This window comes from Actinomycetospora soli (assembly GCF_021026295.1).
Classification (GTDB): domain Bacteria; phylum Actinomycetota; class Actinomycetes; order Mycobacteriales; family Pseudonocardiaceae; genus Actinomycetospora; species Actinomycetospora soli.
The window spans coordinates 191,870-215,286 of sequence record NZ_JAJNDA010000006.1; the positions used below are offsets into that span (position 1 = coordinate 191,870).

The following is a 23,417-nucleotide window of genomic DNA, read 5'->3' on the forward strand; positions in this document are numbered from 1 at the left end:
GGGCAGCCGGTCAGCAGGTCATCCGGCGCCGGCCGCGAACCAGCCGAGGTCCTCCGACGAGACGAAGCGCTCGATCGTCGGCCCACCGGCGAGCCCGTCGACGGCCGAGAGCTCCGCCCGCTTCCGGGACGGGTCCTCGGTCGTGCTCAGGCCGATGGTCGGCCAGTGGCCCTTGTGCGGAGGAGCGGTGATCCCTGCGGGGTCGATCGGGCGCTCGACGATGAGGCGGAGGAACCGTCGGGCTGCACGGAGCCCCTCGCTGCCCAGGCCGTCCTTGTGCCAGCGGCGGCGCTGCAGGTCGGCCCGCACTCCGGTGAGGAATCGGCCCTCGAGGTACCTCTCGAGCAGGACGATCTCCTGGAGGTAGTCCAGGAGCAGTCCGTACTTCGCCAGGAACTCCTCGAACGACAGGGGCACCATGCCGACCTCGAGTGCCCAGGGGACGTCGAGGACGAAGAAGTCCGAGGTCAGTCCCACGCCCGGGAGCAGGGTCGGATCACCGTGCTCCCGCGCGACTCCGTGCGCGCGTGGTGTGACCTCGAATCGTGCGGCGGCCAACCGGAGCTGCTGGTCGTGCATCTCCTCGACGAGGTCGCGCACCCACTCCGGCCGATAGAGCCAGCAGTCGCCCGCCAGACACACGGCGTGCCGCAGACCGGGCTCGGCCGCTGCCAGGGCCGCGATGCCGGCGTCGAGCAGCGAGGCGGCACCACGGAAGTGGCTCGCGGACGGCGCCACGACGACCGTGTGGTCCTCCAGGTAGGATGACCAGACCTGCGGCCCGTTCACGGCGTGCACGATCACGACGCGGTCGAAGAAGGGCGACCAGAGGTGGCGGATCAGCTCCATGTTGGCCCGGGCGTGATCGAACTTGTCGTACGTGGTGATCACGACGCCGATCTCCCGCCCGGTCACGGGGCGTCCACCGCGATCGCGGCGGCGAGCAGCGCTTCGGTGGCCGGGTCGGGCGCGCTCGCGTCCTGACCTCGTTCGTCCTTCACGATCTCCCGGACGCCGGCCTCCATGACCAGCTCGAGCGCCAGGAGCCCGGCAGCACGGGTTGCGTCCAGTTCCGTCTCCACCGCCAGCCATCGCGCCAGGAGCTCCCGCGCCCGCCCGGCGCCTCCGACCCGGGCGCACCAGCGCGCTGCGTCGAACTCGGGCGGACCGACGTATCCGCAGGTGTCGAGGACGTGGATGGAGCCGCCCTCGACGAGGAGGTTCACCGGGGTGAGGTCGCCATGAAGACACAGCCTGGGCCCGTCGGTCATCAGAGCCTGCGATCGGTCCGTCAGATCCTCCGGCATCGGGTATCCGTGCGCGGCCGCCGCAGCGGCCACCGCCCGTAGGTGACGGGCGACGGCGTCGAACAGCCTCGTCGTGCCGGGCACGGCGCCGATATCCACCTGATGGGCGTGCGCCATCAGCCGGGCGAGGGCCGGGGTGAGCTCGGCGGAGCCCGTGGCGGGAGGCGCTCCCGGCAGCTCCGCCATGAGCAGCCAGCTCACCGGCTCGTCGCCGTGGGCGAGGACCTTCGCGGTGGGGACCCCGTGCTCCCGCCACACCCGCTGAACCGCGGCCTCGGCGGGGCGCCGGCGCCCGTACACCTTGAGCACCACCGGTGCGCCCGACGAGTCCGCGAGTCGGAGGAGGTACTGCGGCTTGCCCGTGGGCGGTGTCAGGCTGGTGGCAGGACCACGGAGGCCGAGACGCTCGACGAGGGTGTCGAGGAACCTCGCGGCCCGGCGGACCTCGACGGCCTCGTCGGCGTACGGGCCTCCCTGCACGCGGGCGTCGACACCGGCGACCTGTTCGGCGATCAGGTCCTCCGGGATGATGCGGCTGGTCATCCGGCTTCTCCTCCGGCCTCGCGGAGGGCCGCCACCCACGGGTCGGCCGGCTCCACGTCGACGAGCTCGTCGCGACCGCCGTGCCCCGTCAGTCGGCCCAGGGCGTCCAGGACCTGCCCCGCCGCTCGGACCCAACTGTCCACCATCACGTCGACGGCGTCAGCCGCGACACGAACGGGACCCGAGAAGCGGGCCTCGCCCGCCAGTGCCTGCACCGTGCCGTCGTCGACGGCCACGACCGGGAACTCCTCGGGGACCTCGTCCAGACGCACCTCCACCGACGGCCGGCCCTCGGCGGCGCGAGTCTCGAGCACGGCCTGCAGCGCCTCCTCGCCCCGACTCAGACGCGAGCGGAACTCGGCGGCCAGTTCCGCCTGCCGCTCGAGCACGGCGCGCTCGACGTCCTCCAGCCGACGGCCGACGGTGAGATCGATGTCGTCGGACGACAAGGGGCGCCCCGGCCCCGGTTCGTGATCACCGGCGCTGTTCAGCTCGGCGGCCGCGAGCCTCCATGCGGCCAGCCGACGCCACCGCTCCCCCAGCCGGACCACCACGACGATCGCCCCCGTCGTGTCGACGGCCCGACGCAGCGGGACGTCCTCGAGGAGTTGCGCCTCGAGCGAGAGGAACCACGCCCCGGCGGCGTCACCGTCCACGAGCAGGCGCAAGGTGGGCTGCAGGATGAACGCGGCGTCGAGCGTCGCCGCGGCGGGCAGCAGCGGGCCACGCTCGCCGTACCGCCCGACGTCACGTCTCGCCCGCCGGGCACGCACCGTCCGGACGAACTCGCCGGCCGGCAGATGGCCGGCTCCTAGAGCGCGGGCGAGGAGACCGGCCACCGGGCCACTGCCGCCGTACGGATTGGTGATCACGACGGCGATCCGCGGGTCCCGGACGGGAGCATCGACGTGCGTCGACGGGACCAGCAGTGCTTGCTGGGAGGACCGGGTGCTGCTGAGCGAGGCACAGATGAGAGCGCCCGCGGCGACGAGCCGCGTGCCCTGCTGGACCAGGCCGCCCCGCGGCACCAGACCGCCGTGTTCCCAGCGGCTCGACTCCGATGCCTCCGACAACGCCCGGTCGATCTGTCCCCGGACACGTCGCACGTGCTCGTGCGTGGCGTCGTCGTCCTCCTGCGCCTCCACCAGCGGGACGACCTGATAGGCGTAGGGCACGGTCGTCACGCTGCCGCGCCGGACGGCGAGCACGGCTGTCCCGACGACGTCGGGGACCGCCTCGACCAGTTCGGCGATCCGATGCCGTCGGGCGCCCGCCTCGGCGGGAGTCGCGGCGGCGAGGCCCTGGTCGGCGAGCCGCATCACGAGGTCGTGCGCGACGGTCCACGTCTCACCACGGTCGGCCGCGTCGGTGTCGACCGCTTCGTGTCGCGTCGACCGCTCGTGCAACTCCTGCACTCCGCGATGCAGCACGCGAGCGATGTGCGCCTGGACCTCCGGCCGCTGGGCCCGGAAGCGGAACTCCCGCGCGCTGCTGCTCGGCGGCCGACCCTCGGCCTGCGCCTCCAGGCGGAGGAACCACCCCGCCACGGTCGCCCGGGCCACCCCGAGTTCTCGCGCGACGGCTTCCCGACTCAGTCCTGCTCTCGTCGCCCAGTCCGAGAGCAGGACGAGCACCGGGTCCGGCGGCGTCGACATGGTCCTCCCTCGCTTTGGGCCGTTCGGCGCTAGGACGGCGCCCGACTCCCTCGTATCGTTCCACGCATCGTCGCGTCTGCGACGAAGCGCGACGCCACCACCGCGACGGAGCGCATCGGGACTGTAACAGGGGGCGCCGTGAAGATCCTCATCCCGGCCGGGACCTTCGGCCGGATCGTGCTGTTCGCCCTTGTCCTCGGGTTCGTCGCCGGTCTCGTCGTGTCCTGCCAGGGACTCGAGAACCCGACGGACGTCGCCGCGATCGCCCGCGTCCACACGGAGCTCCGCGTCACGACGGTGCCGAGCTACGCCCCTCCATCCCCGAGCTCGGGGATGGAGGACCATCTCGCGACTTCCTAACGTCATCCCCCATCGGTCGACTCGCGACCGACCGCCGGGAGCGGTGTCAGGTGAACGACGGACAGATTCCCGTCGCCGTCGTGCTTCACTCACTCGCCGCTCCGGCGCAGATCACGATCTATTTCTGAGGGGATTCCATGGCGACCTGTCGCGTGTGCAACGGCAAGAAAATCTGCAGTTCCTGTGGCGGCAAGGGCAAGAAGGGCGGCGTCTTCGTCTCGAGCTGCGAATCGTGTCGCGGCAAGGGGCACTGCGTGGCGTGCGACGGCAAGGGGTGGCGGAACTGATGGCGACGTTCCTCCTCATCGTCGTCGCGGTCATCGCGATCGCCGTGCTCGTCGCGAGTCGGAAGGCGGCGAGGCGTCGGGCCTTCGAGGCCGACGTCGTCGAGCGGCCCCTCCACCCGACGATCGCCGCGACATTCCGGCTCACGGAGTCGGGCCACTGGACCGACCGTCAGGCCGCGATCGGGGCGGCCCGATCGCGGACCGACGACGTCCTCGGGGTGCTCGACCGGCACCGGGAGGCGCTCCTGCTCGTCCGGCACTCCCACTCCGCGGCCTTCGACGGTCTGCTGGTGGTCACGCAGGGCCGCACGATCCGCTACGGCCGTTCCCGGGTCGAGATCCCGCACCACGGCGCCGAGACGAAGATTCTCGCGGGCGGGACCGACGGCAACCGGCCCGTCGTGGAGATCGTCGGCGCCGGGGACACGATCCACTTCGCACCGTCCGACCTCACCGAGGCCCGACTCATCTGTTCGGTGATCGACATGTGGGCGGACAGCCCCGAGGTGGTGCCGGACCCCGCTGTCCGACTCGGTGCTCAGGGGATCGAGATCGACGACGTGCTGTTCACCGACACGCTGCGTCGGGCGGGCCACCCGATCACGCCGTTCAACCTGCGCTCGATCCACGAGCGGTTCGGCATGCAGCTCCACAACAAGGCCGTGCAGTACCTCGGGCTCGCCCACGGTGAGGCGGTCACGCAACGGTTCATGGCCGCGGCCGCACGCCCGGTCGACGATCGGGACCTTCCCGGCTGGCCGGTCCGCGTGATGCGCGAATGGAGCGCGTTCGGCGAGGACATCGCTCCGGTCGCGGCGTTCTACCCGCTCTGGGTGCGGTCGGTACTGCTCGACACGGCGCGGACGGGCGGCTACCTGGCACACCCCGAGAAGCCGCTCTGCATGTGGATGAGCGATTGGTACGACGACGGCGGGCGCGGCGCGCGCCGCCGACTCCCCGCCTGAACCTCCCCCAAGAGAGACGAGGACGACCATGGCGACCTGGGACCAACTCCGAGCGTACGTCCACGGGAACTACACCGTCAGTGGTGTCACCCAGCACGGCCAGCTGATCCTGCGGTTCGACCTGCCCAACGGTCGCTCGCAATCGGTGCTGATCTCCCGCGCGGTCGACGGGACCAACGGCAGGGAATGGGCGAAGGTCGAATCCGTGGTCGGCGAGATGACTGCGGTCGACCTCCCGGCCCTCTTCGAATTGATCCGCTACCAGGTCGTCGGCGCACTCGCGAAGAACGACGACTACGTGACGGTGCGCCATTCGATCCTGCTTGAGGACATGAGCCCCGACGAGTTCGAGGAACCGCTCGCAGCAGTCCTCGAGACCGCCGATTACCTGGAGAGCCGGGTCAGCGGTCAGGATCGCTGGTGAACCTCCCCCACAACGAACTGAACAGGCGAGCTGCGAACACACCGGCGGCACTGCGACCCGGCTCCACCGCCCCACCGATGACGAAGACGGAGGCCCTCGACTTCATCCGCGGCTTCGGGCTGCGGCGCGCCGAGGACGGCGACGAGTTCGTCGAGTCCGAGTTCACGCCGGGCCGGTTCTTCTACGTCACCGGCCAGGCGCACGCGGCGATCGTGATCTGGGGTGACGAGGACCAGTGGACCTTCAGCACGATCGCTGCAGCTCGGCTCAACATGCGTCCGACTCTCGAGCTCTATCGATATGTGGCCCGGTGGCGCTCCACCAGTGGGCTCGGGGCGCCGTACGTCATCGAGGACGGGGGCGCCGCGGTGCTGTGCGAGACGACGATCGGCGGGCGGTCGCTGTACCAGGAGTCGACCGCGTGGCGGGTGATGGTCACGGCCATCGACACGGTGTCCGACACGGCGCGGATCCTCGGCGAGGACCTGGCCGGGGCGGACGGGGTCCCGCTGACCGCGCGCGACCAGGTCGGGCTCGCCCTCCTGCTCGGCTGGTGGGAGATCACCGACCCGCGTGTCTCGCGCCTGATGGGTCTGACGTGAGGGCCGGGAGCAGCGTGCGGCTCGGGCCGTCCCCCCTGCCGCGCGGATCGCGCCGGCCCGAGCCGCGCGGCCACGGTGCCGGATCGGAGAGAGATCCCGCGTCGGGCGATCACCCGTCATCGCGGAGGGCGGTACCGACGTAGTGTCACTCGACGGGGGGACGATGGCGGCGACGATCGAGGTCCGGGAACCCGGGCCGGCGGTCCTGGGCATGCGCGCGAGCGGGCGGCGTTACGCCGCGGCGATCCGTGTGCTCACCCTGGTGCCGACCGTCGTCGTCGCAGCGGCCACGGCGGAGGACCCCGCGGTCGTCGTCCCGGTCCTCGCCGTCCTCGTGGCCTGGAGCGCCGTGTACGTCTGGCGGGTGCGTGGCGCACTTGGCCCGCCGCTCCCGCTGACGGACGCCGCGGTCCTCGTCGGCCTCGGTCTCTCCGCGCCCTGGACCGTGGCGTCGGACTGGCTCGCGAGCGGCCGGTCCTGGATCGTGCCGTTCCTCGCCTTCGCCTGCGTCGCCTATCAGTACAGCTGCCGCTTCGCGCTCGGCGTCGGTCTCGCGGTCGTCGTCATGGGATCGGCGTTCGTCGGGGCGGCGTGGGCGCTGCCGCCGGGGGCAAGCGCGTCGACCCTGGTGTCGGCGGTGTGGTCGACCGTCGTCGCCCTGCTCGCGACCCTCCTCTGGTCGCTCATCGAGCGGGGCGGGCGGCGCGCGGACGCGGCCCTGGCCGACCTCGAACGCGCCCGGCACGAACGCGAACTCGCCGTCTCGGTGCGCGAGGACCAGCGGGCCGTGGCCGCCGCCCTGCACGACACCGCCGCGGCCACCCTGCTCATGGTCGGGCTCGGCGAGGCCACCGACCGCCACCGGACAGCCGCTCGCGCAGCCCGGGACCTCACGATCCTGGTGCAGGCGGGTGGCCTGCCGGACCGGCCCGTCGATGAGGCAGGGCCCCAGGATGTCGCGGCCCTCCTCGACACTCTCGAGGTGACCGCGCGCAGCCGCGGGCTGGCACCCGTCGTCGGGAAGGCCCCCGACGTCCTGCTGCCGGCGCCGGTGTTCGAGGCCTTCCTCGGCGCCGCCACCGAGTCCCTGACCAACGTCGCCGTGCACGCCGGTGTCACCGAGGTGCGCCTGGACGCGACGACGGGGGACGAGGAGCTCGTGCTGTGCGTGGCCGACGACGGCGTGGGCTTCGACGGCCACCTACCCGCGGAGCGGCGGGGCATCCGGCACTCGATCATCGACCGGGTCGCGGCGGTCGGCGGCACGGCCGCGGTGCATTCCCGACGAGGGGTCGGCACGGCGGTGGAGCTGCGATGGTCGCCCTGAGCCGTGGGGACGACGGGGCGCAGGTCGCGGCCGAGCCGTTCCTCCGGGGGCTGCGGATCGCGGTGTGCGTGATCGCCGGCTTCGTCCTCATCCCGAGCGGCCTGATCCGCAACGCGGACGTCTACCGCCCGCTGGGCGTCCAGCTCGCCGCCTGGGCCCTGCTCGCGGCGGTCGTCGCGGTCGAGGCCGTCCTGCTGGTGCGGCACCGGTCGTGGGGCCGTGCGCGTTACCCCGTGCTCGTCCTCGTGCTCGCGACTTCAGTGGCGGCCCTGCTGACGATCCCGCCGGAGCAGGCGACGAGTTCCGCGAACTGGATCTACGGCGCGCTGGGGTGGACCGGGCTGATCCTGCTGTTCGACCGGCCGCTGCCGTGGATCGGCGGATTCCTGGCCGTGCACGGACTGTCGACCGCGCTCGTCGTGATCGGGGTGGATCGCGCCCCGGCGGACATCGGGCTCAACCTCCTCGTCGCGTCGCTCGGCGCGCTCGGCTTCCCGCTGGCGACGGCGTTGGCCACGGCCACCGTCCGACGAGTGGCCGGGCAGGCCGCGGCGGCCTCCCGCGCCGCACAGCAGGTGCGGACCGAGGAGGCCGTGGCCGTCGAGCTGCACCGGGCCCGCCAGGACCGGTTCGCCGGGCTGCACGACTCCGCGCTCCCCCTGCTCCGTGGCCTCGCCGACCGCACGCTCGACCCTGCCGATCCCGACGTGCAGCGGGCGTGCGCGATCGAGGCCGCCCGAATGCGGCGGCTCTTCGCCGAGACCGACGAGACGCCCGATCCCCTGCTTCACGAGGTCCGCCACGGGGTCGACTTCGCCGAGCGTCGCGGCGTGATCGTGGAGATGCAGGCGCGTGGTCGCTGGCCGGCACCCCCGCCGGCCGTGCGGCGCGCGCTGCTCGAGGCACCGATGGCCGCACTCGCCACGGCCGCGACCCGCGCCCGGGTCACCGTGCTCGGGGCCGACGACGTGCTGAGCGTCAGCGTCGTCGCGGACGGGGCCGTCGAGCCGTCGTCCGGGGCCGACGGGGTCGAGGTGCAGACCGCACGCGACCAGGACCAGATGTGGGTGGAGGCCCGATGGACGATCCAGCCGACGCCCGCGTCACCGTCGCCCTCGTCGACGACCACAGCGCGATCCGCGACGGGGTCGTGAGCTGGTTCGACCACGCCGACCCGCCGATCGACGTCCTCGTCGCCGACGACCGCATCAGCGCGGTCTGGCACCCGCCCGGCAGCGACGCGGACGTCGTCGTCCTGGACCTGCAGCTCACCCCCACGCGGGGGCAGGAGTTCACCGCCCTGCGCGCACTCGTGGACGGCGGGCGACGCGTGGTGGTCTACACCCAGGATCTCAGCCGGGACACCGCCGTGCGCTGCATCGACATCGGCGCGCTGGCCTTCGTCACCAAGAGCGAGGGCAAGGAGCACCTGGTCGCGGCCGTGCGTGCCGCTGCCGGCGGGCGTTCCTACACCCCGCCGGCGCTGAGCGGGTCGATGCTGACCGACGACGCCCCGGAGCGGCCGCAGCTGACCGCGCAGGAGTCCGCGGCGCTCCGGGCCTGGTTCAACTCGTCCTCGAAGAACCTCGCCGCGGCGCAGCTGGGGATCAGCCCGAAGACGCTCGAGACCTACATCAGCCGCGCCCGTGTGCGGTACGCGAACGTCGGTCGCGCGGCGAAGACGAAGAGCGACCTGGTCGCCCGGGCGCTGGAGGACGGGCTCGTCGGGCTGGACGACCTCGCCTCGCGGCCGGAGGAGTGAACTCGATGTCGTCGAACGGGACACCTCGAGCGTGGGCAGGAGATACCGTCCGTCCATGACCGCGTCGATGGCAGAGCTCGAGGCCCGCATTGCGGCGCTCGAGGCCGAGCGCGTCGACTACCGCGCCGTCCTGGCTGCGGTCAACGCGCTCGGCGCGAATCAGCGGGACCTCTCCGGGCGGGTCGGTGCCACCGAGGCGGGCCTCGCCCGCGTCGAGGACCGGTTGACCTCCGTCGAGACCGCGACCGCCGACACGAACACCCGGGTGCGGTCATTGAAGGACTCCGTGGCCGAGATGAAGGACCTGCTGATCCGCGCTCTCGACCGCTAGGGCCGTCCGCTACAGCAGGCCCGGGTCCGCACCGCTCGCACTCACTCCTGACGAATCTCCTGCGTCTCCTTGCCCCACGCCGCGAGCATGCGCGGGGTGATCATCGCGGCGGGCAGGCTCATGTCCTCGGGAACGGGGCCACCACGGCGGAGTCCCAGGCCGACGAGGATCTCGTCCCAGACGACCTTCAGCCCCTCGTCGAAGAACGCGGGGTCGTGTGCCTGCACCGTAGCGACGAAGTCCGTCAGCGCCTTCTTCTGGTCTTCGTCGTCCCGGCCCAGGAGCAGACCCTCGAGCCCGATCTCGATGAGGGGCTGCGGCTCTGCCTGCTCCAGCATGCGAGCGGGGCCGCCCGGGCGGAGATCGGCCACCGTGAAGGGCTTCGGGAGCGACGTGAGGTCGTAGATCACCGCGGAGAACTCGGCGCAGAAGAACTCATCTGGCGAAGCCCACTCCTGTCCGGCCTTCACGGCGGTGCGGATGATGTCGGCGACCCGAGGGCTCCCGATCTGCTCCTCGTGGATCAGGGCGTGCAGGGCCGCCGCGACGATGACGATCGAGGCGACTCCGAAGCGCGTCTCCCGCTTCTCGGGATAGTCCTCGAGGCGCTGCAGGGCGGCGTCGCGGTCAGCGTCGGTGATCTCGTCGGGAAGGTCGAGTCGGTGGATCGACTGGCCGAGCTTCCAGAAGTGGGAGAAGTGGTCGTGGTGCAGCCCGCCGACGTCCACGGGCAACAGCCCTTCGAGGGACGAGGGGTAGGAGCTGATGATGGTCCCGTCGCCGCCGGCGATGCCGCTGTGGGTGAACTTCTGCGGCGACCGGTCGAGATCGACGATCAGTTGGGCGAGTGGGCTCGTCGGGTGCTGCGTGACCAGCAGGATGTCGCCGCGCTTAACATCGTCTATACCGATCATCCCCATGTGCGTATCTTCAGGGCGGATTCACAGAGTGTGAAGAGCCAGGGGGAAACATGGCCGAGAAGTCGGTATCGGCTCGTCCACGCGTGGTACTGCTCGGCACGGTCGAGATCGATGGAGTCACCGTCGGTAGCATTCGTCTGCGGACGCTCCTGGCTCACCTGGCCCTGACCCCCGGTCGGGCCGTGCCGGGCGGAACACTCGTGGACGGGTGCTACGGAGCCGATCTGCCCCGCCGCCCGTCCGCAGCCATCCAGGTCCTGATGACCCGGCTGCGCAAACGTTTCGTCGATCCCCCCGCCCCCGTGGTGTCCTCGGCCGGCGGGTACGTCCTCCATCTCGACGAGGACCAGGTCGACCTCGTGCGATTCCTCCGAGCGGCGGCCGATGCCCTCGATCCTGACGCCTCCGACGCCGCGATCGATGCCGCCGAGCGTGCCCTCCAGCTCTGGGGCGAACCCTTCCCCGGCTGCGTGCCCTCGGAGCGGCTGGAGACGGTCGCGGTCCAGGCACGCGAGCGCTTCCTGCGGGTGCTCGAACGGCTCGCGGACGCCCGGCTGGAACGCGATGCACCGGGCGACGCCGAGGCGGCAGCCGAGGCCGTGCTCCCCCACCTGCCCGGGCACCGTGACCGGGAACGGCTGGTCGCGGCCGCCATGCGGGCCCTGCACCGTCTCGGGCGCACCGTCGAGGCCCTCGCGGCCTTCGCCGAGACCCGACGCGCTCTGCGGGTCGACCACGGCGTCGACCCAGGTCCCGCACTCCGCGAGCTCGAGGCAGCCCTCCTGGCTGCCCCGCGCCGCCTCCCGACCCGCCATGACCCCGTCGTCGGGCGCGCCGACCTGCTCGCGGTGGTCCGTGCCCGTCTGGACGATCCCGACCGCGGCGCACTCGTGCTCGCGGTCGGCGAAGCGGGCATCGGGAAGACGTCCCTGATGAGGGCCGCCCGGGACGAGGCCCGCATCCGCGGCGCGATCACCGGCGCCGGCGCCTGGAACGAAGCCGACACACCGCTCACCGCCTGGGCCGAGGGCCTCCACGACCTCGGGACTCCGGTGCCCACCCGCGACCCCGAGTTCGGCCGCACCGTGCACCGGGTCCTTCGCCTGCGCGCCGCGGACGCTCCCCTCCTGCTGACCCTCGACGACGCGCACCGCGCGGACTCCGCCTCCCTGGGGACGTTGCTCTCGATCGCCCGCCGCGGACTGCCCGCGGGGATCGTCGTCCTGGTGGCCGCGCGCGAGCCCGACGCGGTCGCTCACCCTCGCTGGGAGGAGATCCGCGCCGACCTGGTGCGGCTCCCCGGCGTCCACGAACTCGCGGTGCGCGAGCTCGACCGGGCGGCCGTCGTCGAGCTCCTCCGGCTGCGCGGGGACCGCCCCGACGACGAGGCCGCGAGGTCGCTCTGGAGCCGCTCCGCCGGCCATCCGCTTCACCTCGCCGCCCTGCTCGACACCCTCGACGACGGCGGCACCACGGTGCCCGACCGGCTCCGCCCCCTGCTCGCCTACCAGCTCGCACGGCTCCCGGCCGACTGCCGGGAGGTGCTGGAGGCCCTGTCCGTCCTCGCACCGGTCTCGGCGGACGCGCTCGCCGACGTGCTCGGCCTCGAGGTGCGCCGGGTGCTCCAGGCCCTGCGCCCGGCCGCCGATCTCGGCCTCGTCGTCCCCGACGGTCCCGGATACGCCTTCCGCCACGAGCTCACGTCCGCTGCTGCAGGCGAGCGGGTCCCCGCACCGGAACGCAGCCAGCTCCACCGGACCCGGCTCGGGCAGCTGCCGCCCGACGCCGAACCCTACGAACGGCTCCGCCACGCGACGGGAGCGAGCGCGATGGTGCCACCGCACGTCGTCGCGGACGCCCGAGTGGCGGCGGCCGCCACCGCGCGGGAACGGGGCGCCCTCGTCGAGGCCCTCACGCTGCTGGAGGCCGCCGAGGACGCCTCCGACCCGGTGCCCGCCCGAGTCCAGCGGGGCCTCGTCCTGCAGGCGCTCGGCCGGCTCGACGAGTCCGACGACGTCCTCGACGCCGTCGTCGCCGAGCCCACGGCGCCGGTTCAGGCGCTGGTCGACGCCGCCGTCGGCGCGGACGCGCTCGGGATCGCCGTCGCCGGACGGCCGCGCCGGCTGGCCCGCCTGCAGCGGATCCGCCACCTGCCGCTGGGGCGCCACGACCGGGTGCGGCTCCTCCGCGCCCTGATCGTCGAGCAGCAGCAGTTCCTCGGCGACGCCGAGGCCGACGCGATGCCCGAGCTGCTCGCGCTCGCCGTGGCCAGCCCCGAGGATCCGCGGCTGCAGGCCGAGGTAGCGCTGCTTCGGGGCAACCAGCTGGCCGACGAACCCGTCGTCGTCGGCGAGCGGGTCCGGCACGCCGAGCGCGCGCACGGACTGGCCGTCGCCACCGGGGACCGTGAGCTGCGGCTCGAGGCCGAGGAACTGCTCGTCGCCTCGCTCATCGCCGCCGGTCGGGTCGACGACGCCGAAGGCCTGCGCGCCGGACTACGGGTGGCGGCCGACCGGCACCGGCACGCCCGGTCGATCTGGGCCTCGCTGCTGGTCGACGCGACCCTGCTCGCGGCGCGGGGAGAGGCGGAGGCGGCCGAGGCGGCGGCCGAGCGGGCGCGCGACCGCGGCGTCGACCTCGGTATCCCCGACGCGTTCGGGGCCTACGGGGTGCACCTCGCCTCGACCCGCCTCCTGGCCGGAACCCTGCCGTCGTTGAACGGGCTCCCGGCCGGTGCGGCCGCCGTCTACCCACACGTGGCCGCCTGGGCCGGCGTCGCCGCCGCCGACGCCGCGCAGGCCGGGGACGCCGACGCCGCGCGGGCGCACCTGGCCGAGTGGACCCGTCGTCGGGAAGGCCGTCCGTTCCGGCTGTTCGACCGGTCGGGCCTGTGCTGCGCCGCCCTGGCGGTGTTCGCGCTCGGCGACGTCACCGCGGCCCGCACCATCCTCGCGGGGCTGCCGCCGGACCCCGAGGCGGTCCTCGTCGTCGGGATCGGTGCCGGCACCCTCGGCCCGGTCGCGACCTACCAGGGACTCGCCCTGCTGGCGCTCGGGGAGTCCGAGTCCGCCCGCCAGTCGTTCAAGGTCGCGGCCGATCTCGCCGGACGGCTCGGATGGGGGCCGTGGGCCGAGGCCGCCGTCGACCTCGGCCGCTACGCCGAATCCGGCGGCGGACCGCTCCCGTTCGGGCTGCGGGCACTGCGGCCGTGATCGACCGCGGGGTCCGGGATCTCTTTCCCGACGACGGGCCCGGCGACGTCCTGTCCCCGGTGCTGGGGGCGGTGCGGGCGCTGGAGCCGAAGCGCGCCCGCCGAGCTCTCGCCGACGCGACCGACATCGAGCCGACGATGACAGCAGCGCTGGAGCGGCTCATCCAGCTGGCGGAGTACTTCTGCTGGCCCGGCGCCATGCTGCACGCCGGTGACTGGCCGCCGCCCGGCGCCGTCGCGGCGCCGTTCGAGGCGTACTGGTGGGGCGAGGTCCTCCCCCGGTCGCTCTTCCTGCGCACGACACAGGGCCACATCGGTGGAGAGGGCGATTCCACCGGGGAGCCGAGCGAGTTCGACCGCTGGGTCGAGAGGGCGCGGGCCGCGGGCGATCCAGCGGCAGCGGCCCACGCGCGGTTGCTCGAGGCGGACGTCGCTCGACGGACGGGTTCTGTGACCTACCCGCGGACGCTGACGGTCCGGGTGCTGGGCGACGCCGTCGCCCTTCCCGGTGTCACCGGGGCGGCGCTCCTCCTGCTGGGCGACCTCGCCCTCACGCCACGGAGCAGCCCGGAGACCCTCGGCTCCACTCTCCACGGACTGTACGGCGAGACCGAGGTGGACATCGCCGGTGCCGCCCACGCCGACCGCACCTACCTCGAGGCCCGCGCGACGTTCGAACGGGCCGGACGCGAGCAGGGGGTGGCGACGACGGACCTGCGGCGCGCTTTCGTCGCGCGGCTCCGTGGCCGTCCGGACGACGCGGCCCGGCTGCTCGACGACGCCGCCGATCGGTCGTGGCGGGCGGAGGACGGCGCGACCGCGGTGCTCGCCCTGGTCCACCGCACCCTCCTGCAGCTCGCCACTCCCTCGTTGCCACCACAGGTGGACCCCACGCCGCGGATCGCGGCGTGGGTCGCGGAGGCCGGCAGCCCCGGATGGGTCCTCGGATGTGCCCGGGTCGCGCTCGACGCGGCCCGTGAGGCCGAGGCTCGCGGCGCGATCGAGGAGGCCCTGTCCACCCACGGCTTCGCGGAACGCCTGCTCGACGCGTCCGGCACGACCGACCAGGCGGTGCTGGAGGGCCGCGTCCGGCTGCTGGCGCAGGTCAACAGCCACGGCCTCGCTGCCGCGTCCTGGGAGGAGATGTACGCCGCCGCGGAGAACGAGGACGCGGTCACCTTCGAACGGTGGGAGCGGCTGGCGACAGCGCTGCTGCTGCTGATCGACTCGACCGTGGCGGCCGAGGACGAGCCGGGCCTCCGGATGGCGCTCTCGCGTGCCCAGGCGTTGCTCGACCGCCGTCCACCGGACCTGCCGCACCCGGTTCAGGACCGCCGCTCGCGGGTGGCCCGGTGGGGTTCCGGCCTGCCGCCCGACGTCGGGTATCTCGCCGACGCCCTCGCGGCGCGCCTGGCGGATCTCCCCCGCCTGGCCGACCTCTACCTGGCGATCCGGGTCAGCGCCGAGGGCCGCGACGCCACGTTCCGGCGCGTCCTCGAACGCCTCGCGCGCCCGGAGCACGTCGACGAGCCGGCGGTCCGGGCGTTGCTGCTCCTCGGGCGGCCGGACGAGGCCGCTCTCCGGGCCGACGCCTGGCTCGCGACCGTCCCGGACCTCGGACCGGTCCGGGAGGCCGACGTCCGGGATCTCGTCGGTGAATCCGACTGCGCCTGGGCGCTGCTGGAGGCGGTGCCTCCGCCGCCGACCCCTGCGATCGCACGGGAGTGGGATTGGTACGGAGACGGCCTCCGCGCCCGCGTCGCCCTGCATCGGGGTGACGCCGATCGAGCCCGGGCGATCGCCGAGCCGGCGCTGGAGCGCGTCGAGCGCTGGGTCGCCGGGCTCACCAGTGAGACCTTCCGCGTGTCCGCCCTCGACGACGGGGCGACGGCCGAACTCATCGACGTCCTGGTGCTCGCATGCCTGCGGCTCGGCGATCATGCGGCCGCCGTCACGGCCGCCGACCGTCTGCGGTCGCTCGCACTCGGAGCGCTGTTCGACGATCCCGGAACGGTGGCGTTCCGGCTGTGGCGCCAGGCGCGCGCCGAGTGGAACGGAGCGGTCGACGAGCGCCGCGAGGTCTGGCGGGACCCGGCTCCTGCGGACCTCGCCCGGACGGCCGCGGCCCTCGACGAGGCCGACCGGAAGGTCGAGAAGGCCCGGCGACGTCTCGGGACGTCGATCCCGTCGCCTCCGCTGCGGCCGCCCGTGGACGTCGACGAGGTCGTCGACGTGCTCGGCGACGCGCTCCTGGTGCAGTACACGCTCGCGGAGGGTCGACTCGTCGTCGCCGCCCTGACGTCGGGCGGCGTCGTGCGGCTCGAGGAGGGGTCCGGCGGGTCGGTCCCGGGGCTGTGTGCCCGGGTGCTCGCCGGCTGGTCGGGAGCGGACGCACTGCGCGGGGCCGACGACGAGCTCGCCGCCCTGCTCCTCGGGCCCGTCGCCGATCTGCTCGAGGACCACGCGCGGGTGCTCGTCGTACCCTGCGTCCCGGCCCTGGCCGTCCCCTTCGCCGCGCTGCCGTTCGCGGGCTCCTGCGTGCTTGACCGCTGGACGGTCTCGCAACTGCCGTCCGTGTCGCTCGTGCCCCGGCTGGCGGGTCGACCGCGCCCGATCCTCGACGCGCCCTGCCTCGTCGTCGGGAACCCGCCGTCGCACGGCTTCGATCCGCTCCCGGGCGCGGAGGCGGAAGCCGTGCTGGCCGGGCGGTCGCTGGATGCGCAGACCCTCCTCGATGCGAACGCAGGCGAGGCGCGGGTGCGTCGAGAGCTCACGACCCGGACCCCCGTCGCGCACCTCGCGTGCCACGGGGTGCTGCACCCCCACGCACCGGACCTGTCGGCGGTGATGCTGGCCGGGGAGGACCGGGTCACCGTCGCGGAGCTGCTGGGGGTGGGGCTCGACGTCGACCTCGCGGTGCTGTCCGCCTGCAGCTCCGGCCGTGGTGGTGTGACCCGGAGCGGCACCGTCGTCGGTCTCTCCCGTGGCCTGCTCGCAGCGGGAGTACGGCACACCGTGACGACGATGTGGGACGTCCAGGACGGCCCGACCTGCTTGATCATGACCGACTTCGCCGACCGTCTCGCCGCCGGACTCGACGTCGCCGACGCCCTCGCCCGCGCGCAGCGGACCGTGCGGGCCCTGACCCGCCTCGAGATCCAGGAGCGTTACCTGGAGCTCGGACGGCAGGCAGGGGTGGCACTGACCCCGGAAGGGTCCCGGCGTCGGCGCAGCAGCGGATCGGTGTCCGCGGACTGGACGACGAGCCCCGACCAGTGGGCGCCGTTCGTGCACCTCGGGGTGTGATCGACCGCCGTGAAAGCGGGCCGAAATCCGATGGTGCTGTGCTGCTCACACCAGCCACACATCGGGCGCCGCGAGCGCCGGCCGAGGAGGAGCCATGACCGCCACCAACGACGAGGAGGCGAGGGCGACCTACCTCGGTCTCCGCCTCGCCATGCCGGTCCTCGTCCTGCTCCTCGGCATCGCCGTCGTGACCCGAGGCGTCGAGACCGGCTGCTGGCAGCCCTCGATCAGCGCGTCGTACTACAGCCCGCTCCGCTCTCTCTTCGTCGCGGTCCTGTGCGCCATCGGGACCTGCCTGATCGTCTACCGGGCCCGCGACCCCCGCGAGAACGGTCTGCTCAACGTCTCCGGGTTCGTGGCCTTCATCGTGGCCTTCGAACCGACGGAGATCGGCGCGAACCCGTGCGATGCCACGAACCTCCCCACGGACCTCGAGATCGCGGTCGCCACGAGGGTCGACGTGATCGCGCTGCTCGGCGCGGGCGCCGTGGCCGTGGTGGCGGCTTCCCTGCTCGCGCTGTGGGTCGGCAGGACCTCGGCCTCCCTCCTGGGCGCGCTCGGGCTCGCGGTGCCCATCGTGGTCGTGGCGCTGGTCGTCGCGATCGACTTCACGTTCTTCCAGGCGTGGGGCCACCTGGCTGCTGCGTTCGTCCTCTTCGGCGCCATCGTGGTGGTGGTCGCCCTCAAAGCGCTCGACAAGACGAACTCCCCATGGGCCCGTTCCTGCTACGCGGGCCTCGTCGTCGGGATGGCCATCGGAGCACTGCTGATCTTCGGAAGCTTCGAGACCGCGGTCTTCTGGGCCGAAGCCGTCCTCATCGGACTCTTCGCCGTCTACTGGATCGTCCAGACGATCGACCTCGAGAGGCGTCGTCGCGCGTCGGGGCTCATCGCCGATCCCGAGGATCGCGACCCCGTGGCGGCGGGCTGAGGAGGCTCTCCCCACTCGCACGGCGGGTGGCGATAGGTCGACCGGGCGCAGACGCCGAGAGCCGCCAGCGCCCACCACGCTCGAGCCCGCGCTCTCGGTCGTCGCCGCGCAGAGCCGGTGACAACTGGCGCTTCATCTCGTACGCGAGGCGCACCTCGTCCAGCCGGCGAACCGCTCCAGGAACCGCCTGCACTCAGCAGAGTTCGTCCAGCGCAGCCGCGATCGAAGTGACGTCATCGAGCGTCCCGTCGGCCACCGCCATGACCAGGTTGAAGACCGCGTCCTGGTCGATGCGCGGTGGTCGGCCGTTGAGGACGAGAAACACCGCGGTCGCTGCCCAGGCGATTCGCTTGTTCCCGTCCACCAGCGCATGGTTGCGACAGAGGCTGTGCAGCAGAGCAGCAGCCTTCGTCGTCGGGGTCGGGTAGGCATCCTGCCCGAGCACCGTCGTCGCCGGCCGGGCCAGCGCCGCCTCGAGCAGCCCGAAGTCGCGGACTCGAGGCTACTCGCCCACCGCCGCCTCGGCGAAGCGCAGGAGGTCGGCTAGCGTCAGATAGCGCGTCACGCCCGCCCGAGCCGGTCCAGCGCCTCGCGGAAGTTCGTGGTCACCCAGGCTGCGGCCGCATCGACCTCGTCGGCCCGGTCGCGTTCGTCGACGTACTCGCGGACGGCTTCGCGGGCAACTTCCTGCATCGACCGGCCCTCGATCTCAGCACGGCGGCGCAGCGCGTCCGATTCATCGTCGGTGAGACGAAGTGTCATCGCCATGAGGATGATGATACCGCTCGCGGTATCAGACCGTTCGACTTCTCGACGCTCTCCTCCGGCTTTCCCTGGTCCCGCCAGTGAGCCGCTGAACTCAACCTTCGGGCTCCAGGACTGGTGGCGAGGCAGGGGGCGTCCAGAGCGTAGGAAGGGCCCGTGACTCGCTCCCTGCGGTACGTGTTCCTCGGCGCCGGCGCGGTCGGCAGCGCCCTCGGCGGCCTGCTCGCCCAGTTGGGACGGGAGGTCCTGCTCGTCGCCCGCGGTGAGCACGCCCGGGTCATGGGCGAGCGAGGCGTGACGCTGCGCTGCCCCGACCTCACCGAGACCGTCGCGGTCCCGGTCGCCACCTCGCCCGACCAGGCACGGCTCACGGTCGACGACGTCCTCGTCCTCACCGCCAAGACCCCGCAGGCCGCCGACGTGCTCGACGCGTGGGGCGACGTTTCCGTGCACGCTCATGACGGTTCCGTGGTCGGTCGTGCTCTCGACGTGCTGCCGGTGCTCGTCGCCCTCAACGGCGTCGCCGGCGAGGAGATCGCCCTGCGCCGCGCCGAGCGCGTGTTCGCCGTGTGCGTCTGGTTCCCGACGGTGCTGCTCGAGCCCGGGGAGGTCATCGTCCGCGGCGCCACGCTGCGCGGGGTGTTCCACCTCGGTCGCTACGGCCACTCCCCCGACCCGGCCGCCGACGACGCGCTGCTCACCTCGATCGCCGCGGACTGGGACCCCGCCGGCTGCCTCGTCCGTCCCACCGGCGCGGTGATGGGGTGGAAGTACCGGAAGCTGGTCGCCAACGTCGGCAACGCCCTCGAGGCCCTGCTCGGCGACACCACCGGCGCCGAGGACATCACGACAGCGCTGCGCGACGAGGCCGAACGGGTCCTCGAGGCCGCCGCGATCCCCGTCGTCGGGAAGGAGGAGGCCCGCGTCGGCTGGTCGCCCGAGGGCCTCGAGTTCCTCCCCGTCCCCGGGGAGCCGGAGCAGCTCGGCGGGTCGAGCTGGCAGTCCCTGATGCGCGGGACCGCCAGCATCGAGACCGATTACCTGAACGGCGAGATCGCCGTGATCGCCCGTCGGATCGGGACGGCCGCGCCGGTCAACACCCGGATCGCAGCGCTGGCACGCGAGGCGGCACGGGACGGTCGCCGTCCCGGCTCGATCACCGCCGACGAGCTGCGCCGGGAGCTCGGCCTCGCCTGACGAGTGTCGCGGGCGTGACAGACGCGTCGTCGGGAAGATGGCAGACCCGATCACGGCGCCGCCGCAGACTCCCGCGCATGCTCGTCCGCCTCGCCGTACTCCTGGGACTCGTGCTCGTCCTGACGACGTCCTGCGGCGTCATCCCGACCGGCCCGTCGAGCCGCGACTCCTGGGCCGACGTGCCCGGGCTGCCGCCGATCGTCGCGATCGACGCGGCGGGCCAGCACTCGCTCGCGCTGGCGGCGGACGGGCGGGTCTTCTCCTGGGGCGACACCGAGGGCGGGCTCGGCGGACCGGCTCCGGACACCGACTGCGACAACCGCTCCCCCGCCGGCTTCGCGCCGTGTCGGCCCACGCCCGCCGTCGTGCCCCTTCCCGGCCCCGCCGTGGCGATCTCCTCGGCGGACGACCACCAGGCCGCGCTCACCGCGGACGGCGCGGTCTACGAGTGGGGCTCGGACCACGATCCGCGACACACCGCGCCGGGCGGGTGTCGGTCCCTGGCCCAGGTCCCGCCGCCCTGTCACCTGACGCCGGTCCGCGTAACCGGGCTGCCGCCCGTCGTCGGGATCTCGGCCGGGGTGTCGCACACCGTCGCGGTCGATCGCGACGGGCGGGTGTGGCAGTGGGGCGAGGTCCCGCCCCAGCTCGCCACCGCGACCTGCTCGGGACGACCGTCGTACGGCCGGGACTACGCCTGCTCCCCGGACCCGGTCGTGGTGCGGGGGCTGCCGCCGGTGGCGACGGTGGTCGCGAACCATTCCTCGACGACCTTCGCCGTCGATCGCGACGGCGGGGTCTGGCAGTGGTCGGGGGCGACGCCCTTCGCGGGCAACCCGGCGGAGCCCACCCGGTTGGCCGTGCCGGACGCCGTGGTGGCAATGGCCAGCGGCCGCAACGGCGAGGTGATGTTCGGCCGCGACGGCTCGGTGTGGGTGCGCGGGACGTTCGAGGGCCTGCCGGCCGGCGACTGCGGGCAGGCGTGCACCCGGACCCCGGTCCAGGAGCTCCCCGCCGGCTCCGCCGTCTCGACGACGGGTCCGGCCGGGATCCGGGTCCGGACGGCCGACGGCACCGTCCTGATCCGGGACCGCGAGGGACTGACGCCCGGCGAGGACTCGTACGCACGCTGGACGGCGATCCCGGACCTGGCCGGCGCCGCCATGGTCGCCCACGGAAACCAGCACCTGCTCCTGCTCACTCCGGACGGCCGCGTACGGGCGATGGGGTACAACGCGCTGGGGCAGCTGGGGGTCTGAACGGTTTCCCCGGAACGGACCCGGCCGGTGAGACAGCCGACGTAGCATCACCCGCCATGAGCACCTCGCCCGCGGACGTCATTCGCAGGCCGATCTACGAGATGCTCGCGCGGATCGAGGGCACGCAGCGGCGGCACGACAACTGCTTCGCCGAGATCGGCATTGACCTCACCGACCTACGTGGCCAGGTAGCCGAACTCCGCGGACAGGTGGCCGACCTGCAGAGTCAGGCGACCGACATGCGGGGCCAGGTGACCGACCTGCGGAGCACCATGACTGACCTGCGGAGCGACGTGACCGACCTCCGAGCGGACGTCACCTCGCTCGACACCAAGGTCACCTCGCTCGACGCCAAGCTGGATCGCGTCATCGGCCTGCTCGAAAACTGAGCGTCACCCGCGGCTGCGGAGCTTCGCGAGCGAGCGGCGGGCGGTCTTCGCCACGGTCCTGTCCGGGTGCGTCCGTCCGACGATCTCCAGCACCTCGCGCACCCGCGGATGGTCGAGCCGCCACATGTCCTCCAGCGGTCCCTCGGCCCCACCCGCAGGCAGCATCGCGACCACCTGCTCCGGGCCCGCGTCGTCCAGGCCGCCCGCGATCAGGTCCACCATCCCGTGCAGCGCCCGCAGGGGCTCGGCGTCCACGATCGCGCTGTCGCCCCGCTCCGCGAGCCACATCGCCGCCAGTCCGTCCCAGCGTCCGCCCAGCAGCGCGCGCACCACCGCGTGCGCCGCCTCCCGCCCGAGGGCCGGCTCCAGCTCCTCGAGAGTGGAGTACGTCAACGACGACGGACGGTCCGGGTCCGCCAGAGCCTCGGCCATCCGCTCCCTGGCGTCCTCGCGCGCCCCGGCCCAGGCCGCGGACATCTCGCGCCACTGTTCGACGGGCACCCGCCCCACCAGCCCGAGGAGCTCCTCCGCCGTTCCCGACGACGGGTCGGGCCGGTCCGGCACGACGGCTCCGGTCATCTCGACCCACCCGATCAGCACCCCGACGCCGACCGCGGTCGGTTCAGCCGTGCCGCCCACCGCCGCCGGCAGTCCCCACCGCTCGGTCGACCGGTCGACGTCGTGCTGTACGACGACCCCGCACCGCTCCAGCCGGTCGAGGATGCGGTGCACCGCACCGCGCCGGTGCTCGTGGCGCCAGTCGCCGAGGTCCGCCCCGAGCACCGCCTCGGAGAAGGCACGTCCGAAGCGCTCGATGTCCAGCGGCCCGGTCGACCGGGCGCCGAGCAACGCGACCGCGATGCTGAACGACTCCTCGTCGAGCGCGTCCTCGAGGTCCTCGCCGGCGCCGTACCAGCCGTCGAGGCCCTCGCAGAGCGCGGCGTCGGCCAGGCGGTCCACCATCGTCGGCGCGTCGAGCTTCGACCACGCCGCGACCGCCACCAGCTTCCCGCGCTGCCGACGCACCACGCGCGCCCGCAGCGCGACCCGGAGCAGCCAGTCCAGTTCGGGGAAGTCGTCGATCGACCGGGGCTTCGTGCCGCGCGGCTCGGCCACGCGGGGCGCGTCGAGCTCCTCGGCCAGGGTGAGGGCGTCGGCGACCTTGGGGTTTCCCTTCGCCGTGAGGGTGCGGCCCGGAACCGCGCAGAACTGCGCGAGCCGCGCCATCTGCGCGATGATCGGCGCGCGAGCTGCCGAGTCGGCCACCTCCTCCGGCGCCGGGCGCTGGACCGGCGGGAGCCCGAGATCGTCCGGACCGCCGTCGCCGCGGGCGACCAGCGCGTCGAACTCGTCGGGGGCCAGAGCCTGGAGTTCTGCGATCCGCCGTTCGAGGTCGGCCTGGTCCTCCGGGGGGTCCTCCAGTGCGTCGACGGCGTGGAGCAGGCGCTTCGCTGGCCCGAACCGGCGAGGGTCGGCCATCGCCGCCTCGACGTCGGCGGCGTGCCGGGTGCACCAGCTGCGCAGCTGCTCTGGACCGGCACCTTCGAGCAGCCCACGGGCGGCGAGGAAGGTGAAGAACTCCGCCAGCTCGGCCAGGAGATGGGGGGCCTCCCGCGCCGGCATCGACAGACTGCGAGGACACCACGCGAGCGCGAACTCGGCGAGGTCGTCGACCGTCCAGGTCGTGAGCCGGGCGTCGCCGGCGCCGATCTTCCAGTCGAGTGCCACCTCCGCCTTCGCGGCGTCGACCTCGAGGGCGAAGGTCTCCGCCCACTCCTCGAAGTCGCCGAGCAGTTCCTCGCGCCGGTCCAGCAGCAGGTCCTCGTCCTCGTCCCCGAGCGCGTCCACCGGCCCGAGGATGCCAGCCCGTCCCGGC

At 73.2% G+C, this 23,417-nt stretch carries 21 protein-coding genes; 14 read left to right on the forward strand and 7 right to left on the reverse strand.

Features of this window, described 5'->3' with window-relative positions; translation table 11 throughout:
- Window positions 1-18: 18 nt before the first annotated feature.
- The 3 genes from LN037_RS11920 to LN037_RS11930 are packed head-to-tail and all read right to left on the reverse strand — an operon-like array spanning window position 19 to window position 3,505.
- Complete coding sequence (locus LN037_RS11920) at window positions 19-915, reverse strand: hypothetical protein (RefSeq protein WP_230752593.1); 897 nt, start codon at window positions 913-915, stop codon at window positions 19-21.
- The gene (locus LN037_RS11925; protein WP_230752596.1) at window positions 912-1,850 is read right to left on the reverse strand and encodes a phosphotransferase family protein; all 939 of its coding nucleotides are present in this window, start codon (window positions 1,848-1,850) and stop codon (window positions 912-914) included. Before LN037_RS11925 ends, LN037_RS11920 begins: the two co-directional genes overlap by 4 nt.
- Window positions 1,847-3,505, reverse strand: a complete 1,659-nt coding sequence (locus LN037_RS11930) for a hypothetical protein (RefSeq protein ID WP_230752598.1) — start codon at window positions 3,503-3,505, stop codon at window positions 1,847-1,849. The genes LN037_RS11925 and LN037_RS11930 overlap by 4 nt, the downstream gene beginning before the upstream one ends.
- A gap of 138 nt (window positions 3,506-3,643) precedes the next feature.
- Here LN037_RS11930 and LN037_RS11935 point away from each other — a divergent pair, with 138 nt between their 5' ends.
- From LN037_RS11935 to LN037_RS11970, 8 genes are all read left to right on the forward strand, one after another.
- Window positions 3,644-3,865: a hypothetical protein gene (locus LN037_RS11935; RefSeq protein ID WP_230752600.1), complete on the forward strand. Its 222-nt coding sequence runs from the start codon at window positions 3,644-3,646 to the stop codon at window positions 3,863-3,865.
- A 286-nt stretch (window positions 3,866-4,151) separates the two neighbouring features.
- A complete protein-coding gene (locus tag LN037_RS11940) occupies window positions 4,152-5,117 on the forward strand; it encodes a hypothetical protein (RefSeq protein WP_230752602.1) in 966 nt (321 codons plus the stop codon).
- A gap of 28 nt (window positions 5,118-5,145) precedes the next feature.
- Window positions 5,146-5,541, forward strand: a complete 396-nt coding sequence (locus tag LN037_RS11945) for a hypothetical protein (protein ID WP_230752604.1) — start codon at window positions 5,146-5,148, stop codon at window positions 5,539-5,541.
- A gap of 77 nt (window positions 5,542-5,618) precedes the next feature.
- The gene (locus LN037_RS11950) at window positions 5,619-6,143 is read left to right on the forward strand and encodes a hypothetical protein (protein ID WP_230752606.1); all 525 of its coding nucleotides are present in this window, start codon (window positions 5,619-5,621) and stop codon (window positions 6,141-6,143) included.
- A 163-nt stretch (window positions 6,144-6,306) separates the two neighbouring features.
- A complete protein-coding gene (locus LN037_RS11955; protein ID WP_230752608.1) occupies window positions 6,307-7,470 on the forward strand; it encodes a sensor histidine kinase in 1,164 nt (387 codons plus the stop codon).
- The gene (locus LN037_RS11960; RefSeq protein ID WP_230752610.1) at window positions 7,458-8,624 is read left to right on the forward strand and encodes a histidine kinase; all 1,167 of its coding nucleotides are present in this window, start codon (window positions 7,458-7,460) and stop codon (window positions 8,622-8,624) included. The genes LN037_RS11955 and LN037_RS11960 overlap by 13 nt, the downstream gene beginning before the upstream one ends.
- Entirely contained in the window at window positions 8,549-9,232 is a 684-nt protein-coding gene (locus tag LN037_RS11965) for a response regulator (RefSeq protein WP_230752612.1), read from the forward strand. Before LN037_RS11960 ends, LN037_RS11965 begins: the two co-directional genes overlap by 76 nt.
- A gap of 55 nt (window positions 9,233-9,287) precedes the next feature.
- Complete coding sequence (locus tag LN037_RS11970; protein WP_230752614.1) at window positions 9,288-9,563, forward strand: hypothetical protein; 276 nt, start codon at window positions 9,288-9,290, stop codon at window positions 9,561-9,563.
- A gap of 41 nt (window positions 9,564-9,604) precedes the next feature.
- On the opposite strand, the gene LN037_RS11975 is transcribed toward LN037_RS11970, so the two are convergent.
- Entirely contained in the window at window positions 9,605-10,477 is an 873-nt protein-coding gene (locus LN037_RS11975) for a hypothetical protein (protein WP_230752616.1), read from the reverse strand.
- Between the two features lie 266 nt (window positions 10,478-10,743).
- Here LN037_RS11975 and LN037_RS11980 point away from each other — a divergent pair, with 266 nt between their 5' ends.
- The 3 genes from LN037_RS11980 (at window position 10,744) to LN037_RS11990 (ending at window position 17,931) form a co-directional block, all read left to right on the forward strand.
- Window positions 10,744-13,695 (forward strand): BTAD domain-containing putative transcriptional regulator, encoded by a 2,952-nt coding sequence (locus LN037_RS11980; RefSeq protein ID WP_230752619.1) that lies wholly within the window; start codon window positions 10,744-10,746, stop codon window positions 13,693-13,695.
- A complete protein-coding gene (locus LN037_RS33535) occupies window positions 13,692-17,000 on the forward strand; it encodes a CHAT domain-containing protein (protein ID WP_230752621.1) in 3,309 nt (1,102 codons plus the stop codon). The genes LN037_RS11980 and LN037_RS33535 overlap by 4 nt, the downstream gene beginning before the upstream one ends.
- 94 nt (window positions 17,001-17,094) lie before the next feature.
- A complete protein-coding gene (locus LN037_RS11990) occupies window positions 17,095-17,931 on the forward strand; it encodes a hypothetical protein (protein ID WP_230752623.1) in 837 nt (278 codons plus the stop codon).
- Between the two features lie 193 nt (window positions 17,932-18,124).
- On the opposite strand, the gene LN037_RS11995 is transcribed toward LN037_RS11990, so the two are convergent.
- Window positions 18,125-18,412 (reverse strand): type II toxin-antitoxin system death-on-curing family toxin, encoded by a 288-nt coding sequence (locus tag LN037_RS11995; protein WP_255694030.1) that lies wholly within the window; start codon window positions 18,410-18,412, stop codon window positions 18,125-18,127.
- 80 nt (window positions 18,413-18,492) lie between these two features.
- Window positions 18,493-18,699 (reverse strand): ribbon-helix-helix domain-containing protein, encoded by a 207-nt coding sequence (locus tag LN037_RS12000; RefSeq protein ID WP_230752627.1) that lies wholly within the window; start codon window positions 18,697-18,699, stop codon window positions 18,493-18,495.
- Window positions 18,700-18,852: 153 nt separating this feature from the next.
- Between LN037_RS12000 and LN037_RS12005 the strand changes: the two genes are divergently transcribed.
- The 3 genes from LN037_RS12005 (at window position 18,853) to LN037_RS12015 (ending at window position 21,541) form a co-directional block, all read left to right on the forward strand.
- Complete coding sequence (locus LN037_RS12005) at window positions 18,853-19,893, forward strand: ketopantoate reductase family protein (protein ID WP_230752629.1); 1,041 nt, start codon at window positions 18,853-18,855, stop codon at window positions 19,891-19,893.
- Window positions 19,894-19,970: 77 nt separating this feature from the next.
- The gene (locus LN037_RS12010; protein WP_230752631.1) at window positions 19,971-21,152 is read left to right on the forward strand and encodes an RCC1 domain-containing protein; all 1,182 of its coding nucleotides are present in this window, start codon (window positions 19,971-19,973) and stop codon (window positions 21,150-21,152) included.
- A gap of 56 nt (window positions 21,153-21,208) precedes the next feature.
- On the forward strand, window positions 21,209-21,541 hold the full coding sequence (locus LN037_RS12015) for a hypothetical protein (protein WP_230752633.1): 333 nt from the start codon (window positions 21,209-21,211) through the stop codon (window positions 21,539-21,541).
- Window positions 21,542-21,544: 3 nt separating this feature from the next.
- Here the strand turns inward: LN037_RS12015 and LN037_RS12020 are convergent, their stop codons facing one another.
- A complete protein-coding gene (locus LN037_RS12020) occupies window positions 21,545-23,389 on the reverse strand; it encodes an amino acid adenylation domain-containing protein (protein WP_230752634.1) in 1,845 nt (614 codons plus the stop codon).
- Between the last annotated feature and the right edge of the window lie 28 nt (window positions 23,390-23,417).